Origin of the sequence: Aquimarina besae (genome assembly GCF_042434905.1) — a bacterium.
Lineage (GTDB): Bacteria > Bacteroidota > Bacteroidia > Flavobacteriales > Flavobacteriaceae > Aquimarina.
This window is the reverse complement of the sequence record NZ_CP170199.1, coordinates 1,022,504-1,038,977: the sequence shown is the minus strand read 5'-3', so window position 1 is coordinate 1,038,977 and position 16,474 is coordinate 1,022,504. Positions and strand designations below refer to the sequence as shown.

Genomic DNA, 16,474 nt, shown 5'->3' with positions numbered 1-16,474 from the left:
AAAAAAAGGCAATTATGGTTAATAAAGATATAGAATCAAAAAATCCTTACCCTCGTGTAGAAATGAAGGCTGGAAAGGTTTATAAAAAATTACAAATATTCCGGAGGAGGTGTATTATAGTCCAGATAGACAGATGAATTTCCATAATTTAATTCTGGAAAGTCCCTTAAAGTCAAAATAGCAATTTTTGTGCTCTTTTCATCTGCATATTGCGAGATCTTATCTTTTTCCTTTAGGTCTTCTTTTTCAGAACTATCTTTTTCTTTAGATTCAGATTTTTCCTCTGTATCATCTATAATATGAACGATAGAATCAATATCACCATTATAAAAATTAAATAATTCCATAGCATAATTCCCTAGATGGAAAAGAAAACCAGAGATAATCAAAATTCTCGCTATATTAATTTTTATAACTGACATAAATTTTTTTTATGGATTGTAAAAATAAACCAAATACTCCTAAAATCTGTTAAATCCACTGTAAAATTAAAACTAAAGATTTCATCTAATAATTGCTTCTATAAATGTGTTGGCTTAAGAGATTATGACATTTTAACTATTAGTCTTTGCTTATACAGTTTCAAAAAATTATTTTTAAAGATCTTGAATAATCAAGCTTCTCATAGGATCCATATTATCGACGCTTTGCGGGGATTTGCACTGGCTGGCGTTTGCTTGGTTCATATGAATGAACAATATATTGCCTCTGCTCCATCGGAAAGTTTGATGGAAGTTACAAATGGAATAATTGACCAAATACTAGGCGGAATTATCGGATTTTTTATCATAGGTAAGTTTTTTGCCTTGTTTTCTATTCTTTTTGGTTTAAGTTTTTTCATACAGATGAATGGCGCTGCAAAAAGGAATGAAGACTTTGGTGTACGGTTTCTCTGGAGAGCTTTTTTACTTTTTATCATTGGTTATATACATCAATTATTTTATAAGGGCGATATTCTTACGATATACGCATTGTTAGCTCCCTTCCTTATTCCTTTTTATCGTATATCGAATAAATGGGTGCTTTTAGTTTCAGGATTATTTCTAATCAGTATTCCAAGATTCATTTCTTATACGATTTTAGGTAATGAAAGTGCTTTTGGGCTTCCACCAGTAATGGACGGAAATAGTATCACCAGTATAAACTATATAACTACTTTAAAAGAAGGGAGCCTTACAGAGGTATTTTCTTTAAACGGCAGCCAGGGAATGCTCCAAAAGATGGACTTTCAAATTGGGTTATTTGGCCGGTTTTATTTAACATTTGGCTATTTTCTGATCGGTTTATGGCTCGGAAAAATTGGTTTATTTCAAAATTTTAAAGAAAAAACTCCTTTAGCCAAAAAGTGGTTAAAACGAGGTATCTTAGGCTTTGTAGTTTCCTTGATATTAACAGCAGGAATATTTGCAATATCGCCAAAACCAATTGACTTTAACAGTTGGTTACACGTTTTGGGAATCAATGCTTACGATTGGCCAAACATAGCTCTAACCACAATTATTCTCTCAGGCTTTGTGCTGTTATATCAAAAAAAACGAGGGTATCGATTCTTTTCTTTTTTTGAATCATATGGTCGAATGGCATTGACCAATTACGTTTTGCAATCAGTTATTGGTACATTTCTATTGTTTGGCTGGGGTTTAGGTTTTTTAGGAAAATTGCAGACCCGGTATCTTATCATCATCGCATTTACAATAATAACATTACAAGCTCTGCTAAGTAAGATATGGTTACAAAAATTCAGATATGGCCCATTGGAATGGCTATGGCGAAGCGCTACAAAAGGTAAAATTCAAACCTTCAGAAAATAATCTATAATTCCTGAAGATCCGTAGCAGGAATCCATCCTATTTTTCCATCTGCTAATTTGATTTTTTTCCAGTCATTTACTGTTTCAGTAACTTTAACTTTGGTTCCTTCGTGTAACTCAAATACCTCTTCACTACGCAAATTAGGTTCGCTTTTTACTGTGGTCTCTTGCGCAAAAATAATAGCATATTGATTGTTTTCTATAAAATTAAATTGCTTAAACGCAAAGAAAACTGCAAATAGACCTAAAATAAAAGATATCCAGGCGCCCAGAAAAAACAAACGTTTCTTGGACGATATGCTTGCAGCATAGTACAGCATAAATAACACCACAAAAAGTATCACAAAGAGTATAGAAATCCACGCCCATACGTCAAAACTAAACATATTAGTAAAACCATTGATAGTTCTGGATATCAGTCCTTCTGGAATTACGTCGATTACGTCGATGGTCGCATTATTAGCAAAAGCAAGATTATTCTTGATATCCTCATCGTTGGGAGCTAATTCTAAAGCCTTCTCGTAATAATAAATGCTTGGCCCTATATTACTAAGCTTATAATTGGCATTACCCAGATTATAATATAATTCTGCAGATTCTTGACCTTGTGCCAAAATAGATTTGTACGCGTCAATCGCCTTTTGGTACTCTTCTTGATTATATAACTCATTAGCTTGATCAAACACCTGATCGTTTTGAGCCAGACTCGCCATGCTCATCAGAAAAAAAACAATTATCGCTAAATTCTTCACCTTTCTCAAAATTTTATAATTGTTTATCAATAGCTGCTATTACCCTTGATGCTTTATCGTAATCCTGCTGCATAGCAGTGGTTGATGATGGAGTATATCTTGCAAATTCGCAGCTTTCTAACAATGCAATAAATTCAATAGACGTAGTATCTTGCACTTCTCTTTCTTTTAGTAAACGTTGAATACGATCTTTACTCATCTCACTAGTCTGTATATGCAATTTTGCTTTTAGATAGTTGTGTAACGCTCGTTCCATGGCAATATAAAACTCTTTCTGGTTTCCTAAATTCTTTTTTGCATCAGACAAATATTTCCTTGCTAATTTATCTGCTTTACGAACTCTATTACCACTCACATCACTTAATCGTTCATCTCTCTTTTTACCAAAAAATAAAAACAAAGGTATTGCCAACAAAGGAGCTGTAAGAGCTACCCAATAGCCAGTAGATTTAAAAAAATGTGTTTTTTCTACAGATTGTAAGTTCGCATCAAGTTTTAAAAATCTAAACTGACTTCCTGTTTGTGTCACTATTTTTTTGGTAGTTCCTGTTGATTCTGAGTTCACAACAATACTACCACTATCCGGACCATTCTTTACGTCAATCACAATCTCATCCGATGTAATTGTTTTATATGATTCTGTTTTAAGATCAAAATACGAAAAAGAAATTGGAGGAATCGGATAGGTGCCTTTATACTGAGGTACCAAGGTGTACGAATCTGAGATGTTACCAGCCATACCGGTAAGATTAGTCCTTACTTTTTCATTATGCTCTGGTTCGTATTGCTCTAACCCATTAGGAACACTTAGTTTTGGCAGGTCAAAAAGCTTAAGATTTCCATTACCCGAAACCAAGACTTTTGCTTCTAAAGATTCTGTTGCATCGAGTGTAGTTCTGCTAGGAGTGACTTTAAAGTCAAAAGATCCGACTGCTCCTGTGAAATCCACAGGTTTTCCCTGCTCCGGAAGCGGTTTTACGTCAATAGTCCTAGTACCCGCTGCAACCGTTTTATTTACTGTGGAATATAATCTTCCACCAAATATATCCCTACGGTTTGTAGGAACATCTACTGCAATGGATAAGGTTAGTGGTTCTATCTCTAGCTTACCTGTTTTCTGCGGATACAAAACGGTCTTACCACAAACCACATAGTTATAAGGTTCTCCTTTATACTCTCCTCTTTCTACCTTAAGCTGACCTATTTTAATAGACTGGCTCCAAAAATCACTGTACTTTGGGTTATCTATTTCTCTTAAGTTACTAATTTGTATACTTGGGCTTACATACAGCTTATAAACTACCGTGATTGCTTCATTAAGGTATGGATTTGTTTTAGATACTTCTGCAATTAGATGAAGGTTTTCACTAGCAACATAATCCGCATTATTACCATCCTTTGGTTTATCTACAGCTGCTGTAACCTCTACTTTTACTGGTAATGTCTTATAGATCTGCCCATCTATTTCTATAGTTGCCTGGCCAATGGTGAAATTTCCTCTCTTAGTTGGAGAAAGGAAATAACTAAACGTTTTAGCATACGATCTTTTACCATTAATCCAAGAATTACTAATGGATTGATTAGGGCCTCCTACTACCGTAAATCCTTTAAAACTTGGTTGTGTAAAGTTATCTCCGTCTTTATTCATCTCGAAATCGACACGTAACCGTTCATTTACACCTAGCTTTTTCTTGCTTACTTTAGCTTCAAATTTGACCTGGGCAAAACCTAGCTGTATTATCGCTAAAAAAAGTGTAAGAAAAATTAATTTAATCTTCATTTGTCTACCAATCTTTTTCAGTTTTTGTTTTAGCTCCCTGAGCTTTTTTAGCATTTATCTTATCCTGAACTTTCTTTTCTTCGTTATTCATTGCCTCTAACAAACTTTTTACTTGCTGAGGAGATAACTGTCCCTGAACCTGTTGCGGCTGTTTTTTTCTTCTTCAGGTTTTCCGTCACCTTCTTTCTTATCTTCCTTTTTATCGTCTCCATCATTTTTTGGATCTCGTTCTTCATCTTTCTTATCTTTCCCTTCTTCATCCTTTTTCTCGTCTCCTTCGTTTCCTTTTTTCTCTTTGTTGTCTTCTCCTTCTTTCTTGTCCTCTTTATTCTCGCCTTCTTTATTATCCTTATTCTCCTGATCTTTATTTTCGTCTTTGTTCTGGTCTTTATTATCCTTATCGCCTCCTTTATCTTCGTTTTGTTGCTTTTCTAATAATTGCTTGGCTAAGGCGAGATTATATCTGGTTTCATCATCTTTAGGATTGTTTCGCAATGCATTTTTATAAGCTTCTACTGCTTCCTTATATTTTTTTTGTTCCATAAAGGTATTTCCTTGATTATGAAATGCCTTGTGTTTTTCTGCTTTTGAAGAAGCTGTTTTCACTGCTTCACTATAGCGCTGGTTTGCTTCATCATACTTTTGGGTATTGTAATAAGCATTGGCCAAATTATATTTAGCCGTAGCATCTACGGGATTTTTAGAGATCGCTTTTCTGTACTCTCCTTCTGCCTGTGGAAAATTACCATCAGTTACCAATACCTCATTTCCTGTTGCTATATATTGATTAGCCTCAGCAATAATTTCTGCTCTATCTTCCTCTTCCTGAGAAAACATAGTCCCAAATTGGAAACAAAACAATACGATTAATAACTTGTTCATAATATCTTTCATTTTTGAACTATTAAGGCATTTCAATGAGCTTAGCGTGACAGCCGTTTGTGGCTATATCCTATTCCTCGTTGAAAAGATTTAATTTTTTAACCCAAGATGTTTTTCTTTCTAAAAGAAAAATATCTAAAAACAGTAATAATAATCCAGCTCCCAAAAACCATTGAAATTGATCTTTGAAATCTGCAAATTGCTTGGCTTCAAACTCTTTTTTATCCATGCCTTGTAATAGTTCGGTAACATTTTCTACTACTGCACTCGTACTTGTACCATCAATGTATGTGCCATTTGCCTGATTGGCAATTTCCTGCAAAATTGTCGTATTTAACTTAGTAATTACGGTCTCGCCCTGACTATTTTTCTTATAACTCTGTACAATACCATTGCGTTTGATAGGGATGGGTGCTCCTTTTGTACTACCCACTCCAATTGTAAAAATTTTAATTCCCTCCTCTGCAGCAGCCTCTGCCATTGATGCTACGTTGCCTTCATGATCCTCTCCATCACTTATAATGATCAAAACCCTATTCGTTTGTTCCTCATCATCGTAATAGGTCTTGGCCAATTCTATTGCTTCATTGATCGCTGTTCCTTGTGAGGAGAGCATATCTGTATTCATTGATTGTAAAAACATTTTAGCCGAGCCATAATCAGTGGTAATGGGCAATTGTGGAAATGCACTCGCTGCATAAGCAATTATACCAACCCGATCACTCGCTAAATTATTAATGATCTGTGTGACTAATTGTTTAGATTTCTCAAGTCTGTTGGGTGCAATATCCTCTGCCAGCATACTTTTAGATACATCGATAGCAAATACAACATCAACCCCTTCTCTTTTTACAGTTTCTAGTTTAGTACCAACTTTAGGATTTACTAGGGCGATAATAAAACAGGCTAAAGCTAAGCTGATCACAATGACCTTTAATACAGACTTAAAAACAGATTGATTGGGACTCAATTTTTTCAACAAATCTTTGTCTGCAAACTTTTTCTGGGTCGTTTTTTTCCATATCAAAACACCTAAAAACAACAGTATTAATATTGGTACTACCAATAACAACCAGAAATATATTTTCTCTTCTAGTAAGTACATTTTTACTACTTTATCTTTCTTACTTCTTAATTTTTAATGCAAAAGCATTTACCATTTCTTTTGCATCTAAGGATAATTTATTGTCGATTACTACTGGTACATGAATATCACCAAGATAATCCATCCCTAAATAAGCTGCACTTCTTGAAAAAGGAAGATGAAACTCTTCTACTCGATTAGCATCATTGCTACAGCTTATCATCGCCATTTCCTTTCCTCTAAGCATTCGACCAACATCCTTCTCTTTATATAAATAATCAGAAAATCGATCTAAAAACACTTTCATTATCCCGCTCATTGTATACCAATATACTGGTGTCGCTAACACTACTGTTTGATAGTTCTGCGCCATATTTTTAAAAATCACCTCAAAATCATCTTCATATTTGAACTCATAATCAAAATAATGAATCTCTCTTTGGTTAAGATCCACAAGATCGAACCCTGTCATCTCCTTTAGATATGAAACTACCGTATTTGTATCCCCATTACTTCTAGAGCTTCCTTGAATTATGATTCCTTTCTTCAATGTTCTCTCCGTTTAACAAAAACAGTCGTTATAATTACACCTATTCCGGCACCAACAGCAATTCCTGATAAAAAATCAGAAAAGTCTGCTTCAAAAGCATACTGCATCAATATTCCTACAGCTACAAGTAAGATTCCTATTGTAATGTTTCTTTTCAAACCTTTATATTTTAATATTACACAAAACTTCTAAAAACCGTGTGCCTTAGAAGGAATTCTATCAACAGTAATAATCCAGCTAATAAGACCAGAGGTCTAAACTTTTCTTCATAGTTATAAAACTTAAACTCTTCTACATCCGTTTTTTCTAGTTTATCTATTTCTTCGTATATCTGTTCTAACTTTTTATTGTCGGTCGCTCTAAAGTATTTTCCTTTGGTAACTTTTGCTATTTCTTTTAATAATTCCTCATCGATTTCGACTCTAACATTTCCATATTGAAATGTACCGTTAGGTCTTATGGCAACGGGAGATAAAGCCATTCCGTTCGTTCCTATACCAATCGTATAGGTTTTAATACCATATTCTACCGCTAATTCTGATGCAATTTTAGGATCTATAAAACCTGCATTATTAGAACCATCGGTAAGTAAAATAATCACCTTACTTTTTGCTTTGCTATCCTTCAGTCTATTCACTGATGTGGCAAGTCCCATTCCAATAGCCGTTCCGTTTTCCAGCAAATTATCATAAACTGTTTCTTTTAAAGCACTAAGAACAATAGCTTTATCGCTTGTTATAGGTGTTTTCGTAAAACTCTCTCCCGCATACATTACCAAACCAATTCTGTCATTAGGTCTTCCCTGGATAAACTCTGCCGCTACTTCTTTTAAGGCTTCTAAACGATTAGGTCGTAAATCTCTGGCTAACATACTGGCAGAGACATCAATCGCCATTACAATATCGATTCCTCTTGTTGTTTTAGTTTTTGTCGACACATCTACCGTTCTGGGTCGCGCCATAGCAGTAATAATTAATGCTAATGCCAGCAGTCTTAATAAAAAAATTATAGGTCTAAGCTTGGCCAACCAACTACCAGATAGTTTAAAGCCTTTAATACTAGAAATCTTAAGTTCTGCCTGTTGCTTATTTCGTTTCCATATATACCAGGCAATCGCGACTGGCAATATTAAAAACAACCAAAAAAACTGTGGATTCTCAAATGTGAAATTTTCAAACATAGCTATTTGGCATTTTTAAGTTCAACCGAGTTAATAATGCGCTGGGCAACATCCTTAGCATACCTGTCTTCTTGATTGTACACTACCATAATCTGCTGAAATCCTCCATTTTCTGCGAAATTCAGCATCAAATAATCACTTTTTTGGTCTTTTTTACTCACAGGATTTGTTACTTCAAGACTTCCAAAGACTTTTACCCCTTTTGCTCCTCCTAAAGTTTCATATTCTTCATCTTTGACAGTAATATTTTTAGCACCTTGTAATTCAAAATTACCAACAACACCTTCCACAATTTTGTTAAGGTCTACTTCAGTTTGTTGGTTATATTGTATCGTAGAAACGGTGATATAAAAGTTTCCTACTAAGCTTCCGTAAACAAAGGTTTCATTACCTTTAAGTATTTGCTTTTGCTCTTCTGTCAGCTGAAAATTGTTCCTGATTAACACTTTTGGTGTCGAAACAGTTACTGGTGGAGAACCATAGGTACTACTGATCCATTCTGTTTCTGCTAATTCTTTTGTTGGATGTCCTAAGAGCGAATCTTTCACAACATCGTATCCTTTTATGAGAATAAATATGGTAAGTGTTAAAGTGATTGCGGCAACACCTGCAATACTTCCGAAAATTATTTTTCTTCTTAGCTTTTTCTCGGCTGCAGCTTTTCTATATTCTTCATCTGCCAACAGCTCTTCTTCTGTTGGTTCCGGAATCGCATTTTTGGTTTCATTAATGACACGTTCAATCACATTTCTATCTGCTTTTGCCGTGAGAATATCAGGTTTGGATTTTGCAAACTTAGCCATATCTGCTGTTTTTAATACGGCTTTAAGCTCTTCAATAGTTTGCTTATCAAGATTAAGTGCACCTGTTTTTATCTCTTCATCGAGACGCGCGATCAATTCATCGGTTGTACTCTCCATCGCGTGATCATATACCTCTTCGTCGATATACTTACGTGCGGTATCACTTAATTGCGAATAATACTCTTTGTGAGAATCCTGTTCTAACAAATGTGAAGCATCAATTCTTTGCAACGCTAAAATTGCTCTTTCATAAGGCGGTAACTCTTTTTCTTTCGCTTCTTTTCTTTTCTTTCTTCTAAAAAGTAAAAAAATAATTAACCCAATAATAGCAAGTGGAATTAAAACCCACCAAACATATTTTTTCCAATTAGAAAAAGATGCATCAACATCTACCAAAGGTTTAATTTCAAACATCTTCTGCTTAGTAGTGTCTACAAGTACATCACGAATTTCAACTTTTAACGAATCTGTAAAAAACACTTGATCACCGATCATCACTTTTTGCCTCGGAATGGTATAGTATCCCGAATCAAATTGTGTAAGCGCATATTCTTTTATTAGATTAAATCGACTACCGTTCTTAGTGGTATCGGTCTTATAAGATTCGATTACCTCTAGTGGTGAAAAGGTTTGCCCTTCAGGAAAAACAACAATTTGAGTAGAATCTGCTTCTACCAGCATTTTGTATCTGATTTCTTCCCCTATCTGAACGGAAGTTGAATCAATATTTGCTGAGACCTGGGCAGATATATTACCAGATAAAATCAGTATAAAGGACATTATTAACATCCTCCTAACCCTCTTCAAAGAGGGTGCAACGTATCTTTTGTTTATAATTGGTAATTTATAATTCTTCATTCCTAATTCTTACCTATCCTCTTCGTTTAAAGTATCCTAATAATTTTTTTACGTAACTTTCATCCACACGACTACTCAGAGATCCTGCTCCGCTTCGGGTAAAGCTATCTCTAAAGTAATCTACTCTTTCTTGATAGTATTTGGCATAATTATTTCTCATCCTTTTTGACCCCGTATTTACCATCAACAGTTCTCCTGTTTCTTCATCTTCCATCTGCACCATTCCCAAATTCGGAATTTCTTCTTCTCGTTGATCATAAACCCTAATACCAGTAACATCGTGCTTTCCGCCTACAATCTTCAGTGTTTGCTGATAATCATCGGTTATAAAGTCAGAAAGTATAAACACGATTGCTTTTTTCTTCATCACATTAGACAAAAATTTAAGAGCCTCTGTAATATTGGTTTTTTTACTCTTAGGTTCATGTTCTAACAGTTCTCTGATAATTCTAAGCACGTGAGATCTTCCTTTTTTTGGAGGAATAAATAATTCAATCTCATCGGTAAACAAGATCAATCCAATTTTATCATTATTCTGAGTTGCCGAAAAAGCTAAGGTTGCGGCAATCTCTGTGATAATTTCTTTTTTAAATTGCTGTTTAGTTCCAAACAACTGTGATCCTGAAACGTCTACCATCAACATCATAGTCAATTCACGTTCTTCTTCAAAAACTTTGATATATGGTTCGTTATAACGAGCGGTTACATTCCAATCAATATTACGTACATCATCTCCAAACTGATATTGACGTACCTCGCTAAAGGTCATACCACGTCCTTTAAAAGTTGAGTGGTATTCTCCACCAAATATGTGGTCACTCAAGCGCCTGGTCTTGATCTCAATTTTTCGAACTTTTTTTAGTAACTCTTTGGTATCCATTATACTGATTTACGATTGACGATTTAATAATTGACGATTAAGAATTACAGAAATCCAAAATCGTAATTCGAAAATCCAAAATCTCTATGGTACTTCAATCTCGTTTACAATCTTATTTATGATATCTTCTGAAGTTACATTTTCAGCTTCGGCTTCATAAGTAATTCCGATACGATGACGTAATACATCATGTACTACAGCACGAACATCTTCTGGAATCACATATCCTCTCCTTTTTATAAACGCAAAACATTTAGCGGCGGTAGCCATGTTAATACTTCCCCTTGGAGAAGCACCAAAACTGATTAACGGTTTTAACTCTTCCAGTCCATATTTTTCAGGGAAACGAGTCGCAAAAATGATGTCTAGAATATATTTTTCAATCTTTTCGTCCATATACACTTCTCTTACCGCTTTCTGAGCAGTAAGAATCTGTTCTACAGAAACAACAGGATTTACTTTTTCGAAAGAACCTTTTAGATTTGCACGAACGATTAGTTGTTCTTCTTCCAATTTTGGATAATCAATTACCGTTTTTAGCATAAAACGGTCTACCTGTGCTTCTGGTAAAGGATATGTTCCTTCTTGTTCTACAGGATTCTGTGTTGCCATTACTAAAAACGGTTTGTCTAGAACAAAAGTTTCATCGCCAATCGTTACCTGCTTTTCCTGCATGGCTTCTAACAGGGCACTCTGAACCTTTGCGGGCGCTCGGTTGATCTCATCCGCCAGTACGAAATTGGCGAAAATAGGCCCTTTTTTGATCGAGAAATCATTCTCTTTCATATTAAAGATCAACGTCCCTACAACATCTGCAGGTAATAAATCCGGCGTAAACTGAATACGACTAAAACTTCCGTGTACAGCTTTTGCTAGGGTGTTTATCGCCAACGTTTTTGCCAATCCAGGTACACCTTCCAGTAAAATATGCCCTTGTCCAAGCAATCCAATTAATAATCGTTCTACCATATGTTTCTGGCCTACGATTACTTTATTCATTTCTAAAGTAAGTAAATCCACAAATGCAGATTCTTTCTGTATCTTCTCATTGATTGAAGCAATATCAATAGAACTATTTTCTTCCATCTATTTTCTTTTTTAATGCCGTGAATTTAACATTCATGTTTCAGCATTGCAAATTGTTAAAATATTTTTCTTTTTGTTGTTAATTATAGGTTAAATGTATCCTCTAAAAATACGCTTACGCCCAAATTTTACAGTATATTTAGATCTTTTTACTGATAAAAACGGACGTAACGATTTTCATCGGCTTTTGCGATGATGTTCATAAAAGACGAAAGTCTTTTCATTATGTTGCAAAAACGTTAGTCTGAAAGAAAAAAATCTAAAATTTCTAGATAATGAAAACAGCTTTAATTACCGGGGCAACAAGTGGAATTGGAAAATCGACTGCTTATGAATTTGCTAAACAAGGTATAAACCTTATCCTTTGTGGAAGAAGACAAGATCGTCTAAGCAAATTACAAAATGAACTCAATAAAACTGTCAAAGTTCATACACTATGTTATGACGTTCGGGATAAAGAAAGTGTTTTTAAAAATATAGATAGCCTTCCGCAAGAATTTAGTGCTATTGACATATTGGTTAATAATGCCGGTAACGCACACGGTCTTGATCCCATTCAGACAGGAAGTCTAGAGGATTGGGACGCTATGTTGGACATTAATGTAAAAGGATTGTTATATGTGTCAAAAGCAGTAATTCCTAAAATGATTTCTCAAAAATCGGGTCATATCATCAATATCGGCTCTATTGCCGGAAAAGAAGTATACCCTAACGGAAATGTGTATTGTGCCAGTAAACATGCTGTTGATGCTATCAATAAAGCAATGCAGATAGATCTCAATCAATATGGAATACGCGTTGGCGCAATCCATCCCGGATTAGTCGAAACCGAGTTTAGCAATGTGCGATTTAAAGGCGATGAAAAAAGAGCTGATAGTGTTTACCAGGGTTTTGATCCATTACGACCAGAAGATATTGCAGACATCATCACTTTTGTAGTAACGCGACCTTACCCCGTAAATATTGCTGATCTTGTAGTATTTCCTACTGCTCAGGCCAACAGTACTATTGTAAACAAAAGTTTATAATTTCTTTATTCTTAACACATTGCATACCCAATAAATTTACCTAAGTTTATATGGGAAAAGAATGCATTGCTATTTGTAAAAGGAATGATTAATAAACGGCTTTTAATAAAAAATCTTTTAGCACATAATGACGAGAACAGTTTTTATGACAAAAAGCGTAAGCTTAATATTGGCGAAAAAGAAGGAAAAGCAAAGTTTCTAAAGCATATCTGCGCACTGTCTAATTCTAACCCAAAAAATAATTCATACATCGTTATTGGAGTCGAAGATGAAGATAATGAGATTATAGGCGTTGATTTTTTTGATGACAGCAAAATCCAAAATTTGGTAAATGCCTATCTTTCTAATCCGCCCATAGTATCCTATGAGAATATTCCTTTTCCTCATTTACCTAGTGATAAAGTAGTAGGATTGGTTTCCATACGGTCTCAGGAAGGAAAATTATGTTCTCTTCGTAAGAATATATGGAAATATTACGGTGGTACCGTTTTTTTTAGAGATGGTAGTATTAGTATGCCAAAAGTGTTTGATATTGAAATCAAAGATGTAAATTCTGAAATTGTAGAATCTATAGAAAGTCATGCCCAAAACAATATTGAATTGACTTTAGATGGAGTTTTTGATTTTATGAATTCCAGAAAAGACTATAATCCGAATTACAAAGTTTTTAAAGAGTATTTTGTGGTCTGTTGGTCAGCAAAAGAGAAAAAAGTAAAAGATAAAAAATTTTACTCCAGAGTAGATATCGCGTTGATCAATGAACAGGTAAAACTATTCTATTCTCAATTTGATGAAGTTAGTATTTCTATTACTGAGGAAGAATTTAAAATTATAGAATATGTGCAATTAGGTTTACAGGACACCTATGATTATTACCCTTTAGAAGAAGTCACTATTAAGTTTAAGAACAATGTAAGTTACGATATTGAAAATAAGCTGCTATTTGAACCTCCACAATTTGACCGAAAAACTTTGTATCATTTATATAATAGTAATAATGCATTGATAGAAAAACTAAAGAAAAAAATGTCGCTTACAAAAAACGATCAAAAAGATCTGTTAAATCTACCTATAACATATCTTTTATGTTATTTCAATGATTTTAGCGAAGCAAAAGATAAGTTAGAAGAAGCTAAACCCTACTTGCAAAGTTATCCGGATGATAAAGTATATTCACTATACAAAGAAAGTATACGTATTCTGAGAAAAATAAGATACAGCTAAATGATCAACCAAACATTATTAACAGACAGCTATTAAATGAGTATGAAGAGAACTCTTGTTATTGGAGATATGCACGGAGCCTTAAAAGCTCTGAAACAATTAATTAAGAAAGCACAAATAACTACAAAGGACACGATCATTTTTTTGGGTGATTATGTCGATGGCTGGAGTGATAGCGCTGCACTGGTGTCTTTTCTGATCGAATTAAAAGAAACTCATCACTGTATCTTCATCCGTGGTAATCATGATGAACTCTGTTATACCTGGTTAACCGAAAAAAAACACAATCCAGAATGGATAATACACGGAGGACAGGCAACCATTGATTCTTATAATAAATTATCAAAAGAAGAGATTAAAGATCATCTTACCTTTTATGAGAATCTTACCAATTACTACATCGATGATCATAACCGTTTATTCTTACACGCCGGTTTTACCAATCTCCATGGACCTCATCGAGAGTATTTCAGTAAACTATTTTATTGGGATCGAACCTTATGGGAAACTGCGCTTTCTATAAACCCTGAACTCAAGAAAACAGATCTTACCTACCCCAAACGATTGTTACTTTTTGACGAAATCTATATTGGTCATACACCGGTTACCAGAATTCATAAAACAATCCCGGTGAATGCCACTTGTATTTGGAATATTGATACCGGAGCAGCCTTTAAAGGACCTCTGACAGCTCTGGATATAGCCACTAAAGAATTTTGGCAAAGTGATCCGGTTTACGAGTTATATCCCGACGAAAATGGAAGAAATTAATAGTTAAAAATCGCCCTGTTGGGCGATTTTTTTTGAGATATGTTTACCTGATCTTAAAATTATTCACTAATGATAAATCATAAAACTTAACAAAATGAAAACCTCAAGAATTTTATTAATGTTTCTACTTGTGATGAATATTGCTTGTGATACCGATGATGATATAATAAAAGATGATACTTCAGAAATCTCTCTATCCTTTGATCTAAAAACTTCTGAAGATCAAATGGGAGAATTTGCAGAAAACACAATGGTTGTGTTTAACGGAAAAGTATGGTCTGTGGGAGGTGATAACTCTTATACCCCTGACAATGCCTATGGAAATGATGTTTGGTCTAGTGATAATGGTATTAACTGGCAGTCTGTAACTAGTAATATTTTCGAATCGAGATATAGTCATACGCTCACGGTATTTCAAAATGAAATGTGGCTTATTGGAGGAAGAAATAACTCCGATGTTCCCCTATCAGATATATGGAGATCTGATGATGGTACTACTTGGACTAACGTAACAATGACTGCTCCCTTTGGAAATATGTTTTCACATACTACAACGGTCTTTAATAACAAAATGTACGTAATAGGTCCATCCATGACGAGATCCAGTATGATAGTATGGTCTACAACAGATGGAATTACTTGGGTAGAAGAAAATGCGAATGCTTTTCCGGTGAGAGGTAATCACGAAACAGTCGTTTTTAACGATGCTCTCTATGTTGTTGGAGGTAGAGATGAAACAAACCGGTTCAATGAAATTTGGACAAGTACGGATGGAATCAACTGGTCCTTAATCAACACTTCTTCACCTATTTTTAGTGCGAGAGATTTATATACTGCCACTGTTTTTAATAATAAAGTATGGATCATAAACGGTAAATCTGATACCTCTAGAGTATTACAAGATATCTGGTGTTCTTCTGATATGATTAATTGGACCAAATATAACAGTACTATTCCTTTTCAAAGTTCACATTCTCATTCCAGCCTGGTATACAGAGATCAAATTTGGCTATTTGGAGGTTATGTATCAGCAGGCACCTCTGGAGAAATTTGGACAATCGATGAAGATTAAATCCTAATAAAAATATAAATATGAATAAGCTCATTTTAATTATCGCAGTTTTTGTAATTGGTTCTGTTAATGCCCAAAACAATTGTAGTCCTTATTATCCTTCAAAAGAGGGAACGACAATGACGATGCATCACTTCAATCATAAAAACAAACTAACCTCTAAAACAAGCTATGAGGTTTTAGATGTCAATTCTTCGGGATCAGAATCCAAGATTACGATGAACATGTATCTTAGCGATGCTAAAAAACAAAAAGCCATTACAGAGGCAACTTTTACGATTACATGTGATGGAGGAACAACTTCACTTGACCCAGAGTCTATCATATCGCCAAAGTTATTTAATCAATATAAGGATATGGAATACAGTATTGAAGGAAAAGGTATAGATATTCCTAATTCTCTGTCAGTAGGTCAACAATTACAAGATGGCCAAGTATCTATGTCTGTTGATGCTGGTGTAATGAGTATAGATATGACTGTAGATCTTAAAGATCGCAAAGTAATTTCAAAAGAAACTATAACTACTCCAGCAGGGTCGTTTGACTGTTACCTAATTACTTACACCAATGAAACCAGTATGAGCATGGGGATGAAGCAAACCTTTTATGTAAAACAATGGATTACGAAAGGTATTGGTCTAGTGCAACAAGAAACTACAAAAACGAATGGAAAATTAATGAGTAAATCTATTTTAGCTAGATTGCAATAAAAGC

General features: G+C 34.5%; 17 protein-coding genes. 6 read left to right on the top strand and 11 right to left on the bottom strand.

Annotated features, from left to right (window positions below; all coding sequences use genetic code 11):
* Positions 1–89 precede the first annotated feature (89 nt).
* A complete protein-coding gene (locus ACE94K_RS04530; RefSeq protein WP_378180548.1) occupies positions 90–422 on the bottom strand; it encodes a hypothetical protein in 333 nt (110 codons plus the stop codon).
* 183 nt (positions 423–605) lie between these two features.
* On the opposite strand from ACE94K_RS04530, the gene ACE94K_RS04525 reads away from it, so the two are divergent.
* Positions 606–1,811 (top strand): DUF418 domain-containing protein, encoded by a 1,206-nt coding sequence (locus ACE94K_RS04525; RefSeq protein ID WP_378180546.1) that lies wholly within the window; start codon positions 606–608, stop codon positions 1,809–1,811.
* A 1-nt stretch (position 1,812) separates the two neighbouring features.
* Here ACE94K_RS04525 and ACE94K_RS04520 read toward each other — a convergent pair whose 3' ends face one another.
* The 10 genes from ACE94K_RS04520 to ACE94K_RS04475 all read right to left on the bottom strand — a co-directional run bounded on the left by ACE94K_RS04520 (position 1,813) and on the right by ACE94K_RS04475 (position 11,665).
* A complete protein-coding gene (locus ACE94K_RS04520; protein ID WP_378180543.1) occupies positions 1,813–2,562 on the bottom strand; it encodes an SH3 domain-containing protein in 750 nt (249 codons plus the stop codon).
* A 13-nt stretch (positions 2,563–2,575) separates the two neighbouring features.
* The gene (locus ACE94K_RS04515) at positions 2,576–4,342 is read right to left on the bottom strand and encodes a BatD family protein (protein ID WP_378180540.1); all 1,767 of its coding nucleotides are present in this window, start codon (positions 4,340–4,342) and stop codon (positions 2,576–2,578) included.
* A 108-nt stretch (positions 4,343–4,450) separates the two neighbouring features.
* Positions 4,451–5,224, bottom strand: a complete 774-nt coding sequence (locus ACE94K_RS04510) for a tetratricopeptide repeat protein (protein ID WP_378180537.1) — start codon at positions 5,222–5,224, stop codon at positions 4,451–4,453.
* Between the two features lie 70 nt (positions 5,225–5,294).
* Entirely contained in the window at positions 5,295–6,329 is a 1,035-nt protein-coding gene (locus tag ACE94K_RS04505) for a VWA domain-containing protein (RefSeq protein ID WP_378180534.1), read from the bottom strand.
* Positions 6,330–6,348: 19 nt separating this feature from the next.
* Positions 6,349–6,858 (bottom strand): flavodoxin family protein, encoded by a 510-nt coding sequence (locus ACE94K_RS04500; protein WP_378180531.1) that lies wholly within the window; start codon positions 6,856–6,858, stop codon positions 6,349–6,351.
* Positions 6,855–7,016: a hypothetical protein gene (locus ACE94K_RS04495; protein ID WP_378180528.1), complete on the bottom strand. Its 162-nt coding sequence runs from the start codon at positions 7,014–7,016 to the stop codon at positions 6,855–6,857. The genes ACE94K_RS04500 and ACE94K_RS04495 overlap by 4 nt, the downstream gene beginning before the upstream one ends.
* Before the next feature lie 17 nt (positions 7,017–7,033).
* The gene (locus tag ACE94K_RS04490) at positions 7,034–8,038 is read right to left on the bottom strand and encodes a VWA domain-containing protein (protein WP_378180526.1); all 1,005 of its coding nucleotides are present in this window, start codon (positions 8,036–8,038) and stop codon (positions 7,034–7,036) included.
* A gap of 2 nt (positions 8,039–8,040) precedes the next feature.
* On the bottom strand, positions 8,041–9,621 hold the full coding sequence (locus tag ACE94K_RS04485; protein ID WP_378180522.1) for a DUF4381 domain-containing protein: 1,581 nt from the start codon (positions 9,619–9,621) through the stop codon (positions 8,041–8,043).
* Between the two features lie 91 nt (positions 9,622–9,712).
* Positions 9,713–10,579, bottom strand: coding sequence for a DUF58 domain-containing protein (locus ACE94K_RS04480; RefSeq protein WP_378180521.1), 867 nt, complete (start codon positions 10,577–10,579; stop codon positions 9,713–9,715).
* An 84-nt stretch (positions 10,580–10,663) separates the two neighbouring features.
* Positions 10,664–11,665, bottom strand: a complete 1,002-nt coding sequence (locus ACE94K_RS04475) for an AAA family ATPase (protein ID WP_378180518.1) — start codon at positions 11,663–11,665, stop codon at positions 10,664–10,666.
* A 275-nt stretch (positions 11,666–11,940) separates the two neighbouring features.
* Here ACE94K_RS04475 and ACE94K_RS04470 point away from each other — a divergent pair, with 275 nt between their 5' ends.
* From ACE94K_RS04470 to ACE94K_RS04450, 5 genes are all read left to right on the top strand, one after another.
* Entirely contained in the window at positions 11,941–12,693 is a 753-nt protein-coding gene (locus tag ACE94K_RS04470; RefSeq protein WP_378180515.1) for an SDR family NAD(P)-dependent oxidoreductase, read from the top strand.
* 84 nt (positions 12,694–12,777) lie between these two features.
* Entirely contained in the window at positions 12,778–13,917 is a 1,140-nt protein-coding gene (locus ACE94K_RS04465; RefSeq protein WP_378180512.1) for an ATP-binding protein, read from the top strand.
* A 42-nt stretch (positions 13,918–13,959) separates the two neighbouring features.
* Entirely contained in the window at positions 13,960–14,688 is a 729-nt protein-coding gene (locus ACE94K_RS04460) for a metallophosphoesterase (protein WP_378180509.1), read from the top strand.
* 94 nt (positions 14,689–14,782) lie between these two features.
* Positions 14,783–15,760 carry a kelch repeat-containing protein gene (locus tag ACE94K_RS04455; RefSeq protein WP_378180506.1) on the top strand — a complete coding sequence of 326 codons (978 nt, stop codon included), beginning with the start codon at positions 14,783–14,785 and terminating at the stop codon, positions 15,758–15,760.
* Positions 15,761–15,780: 20 nt separating this feature from the next.
* A complete protein-coding gene (locus ACE94K_RS04450; protein WP_378180503.1) occupies positions 15,781–16,470 on the top strand; it encodes a hypothetical protein in 690 nt (229 codons plus the stop codon).
* Positions 16,471–16,474: the final 4 nt, after the last annotated feature.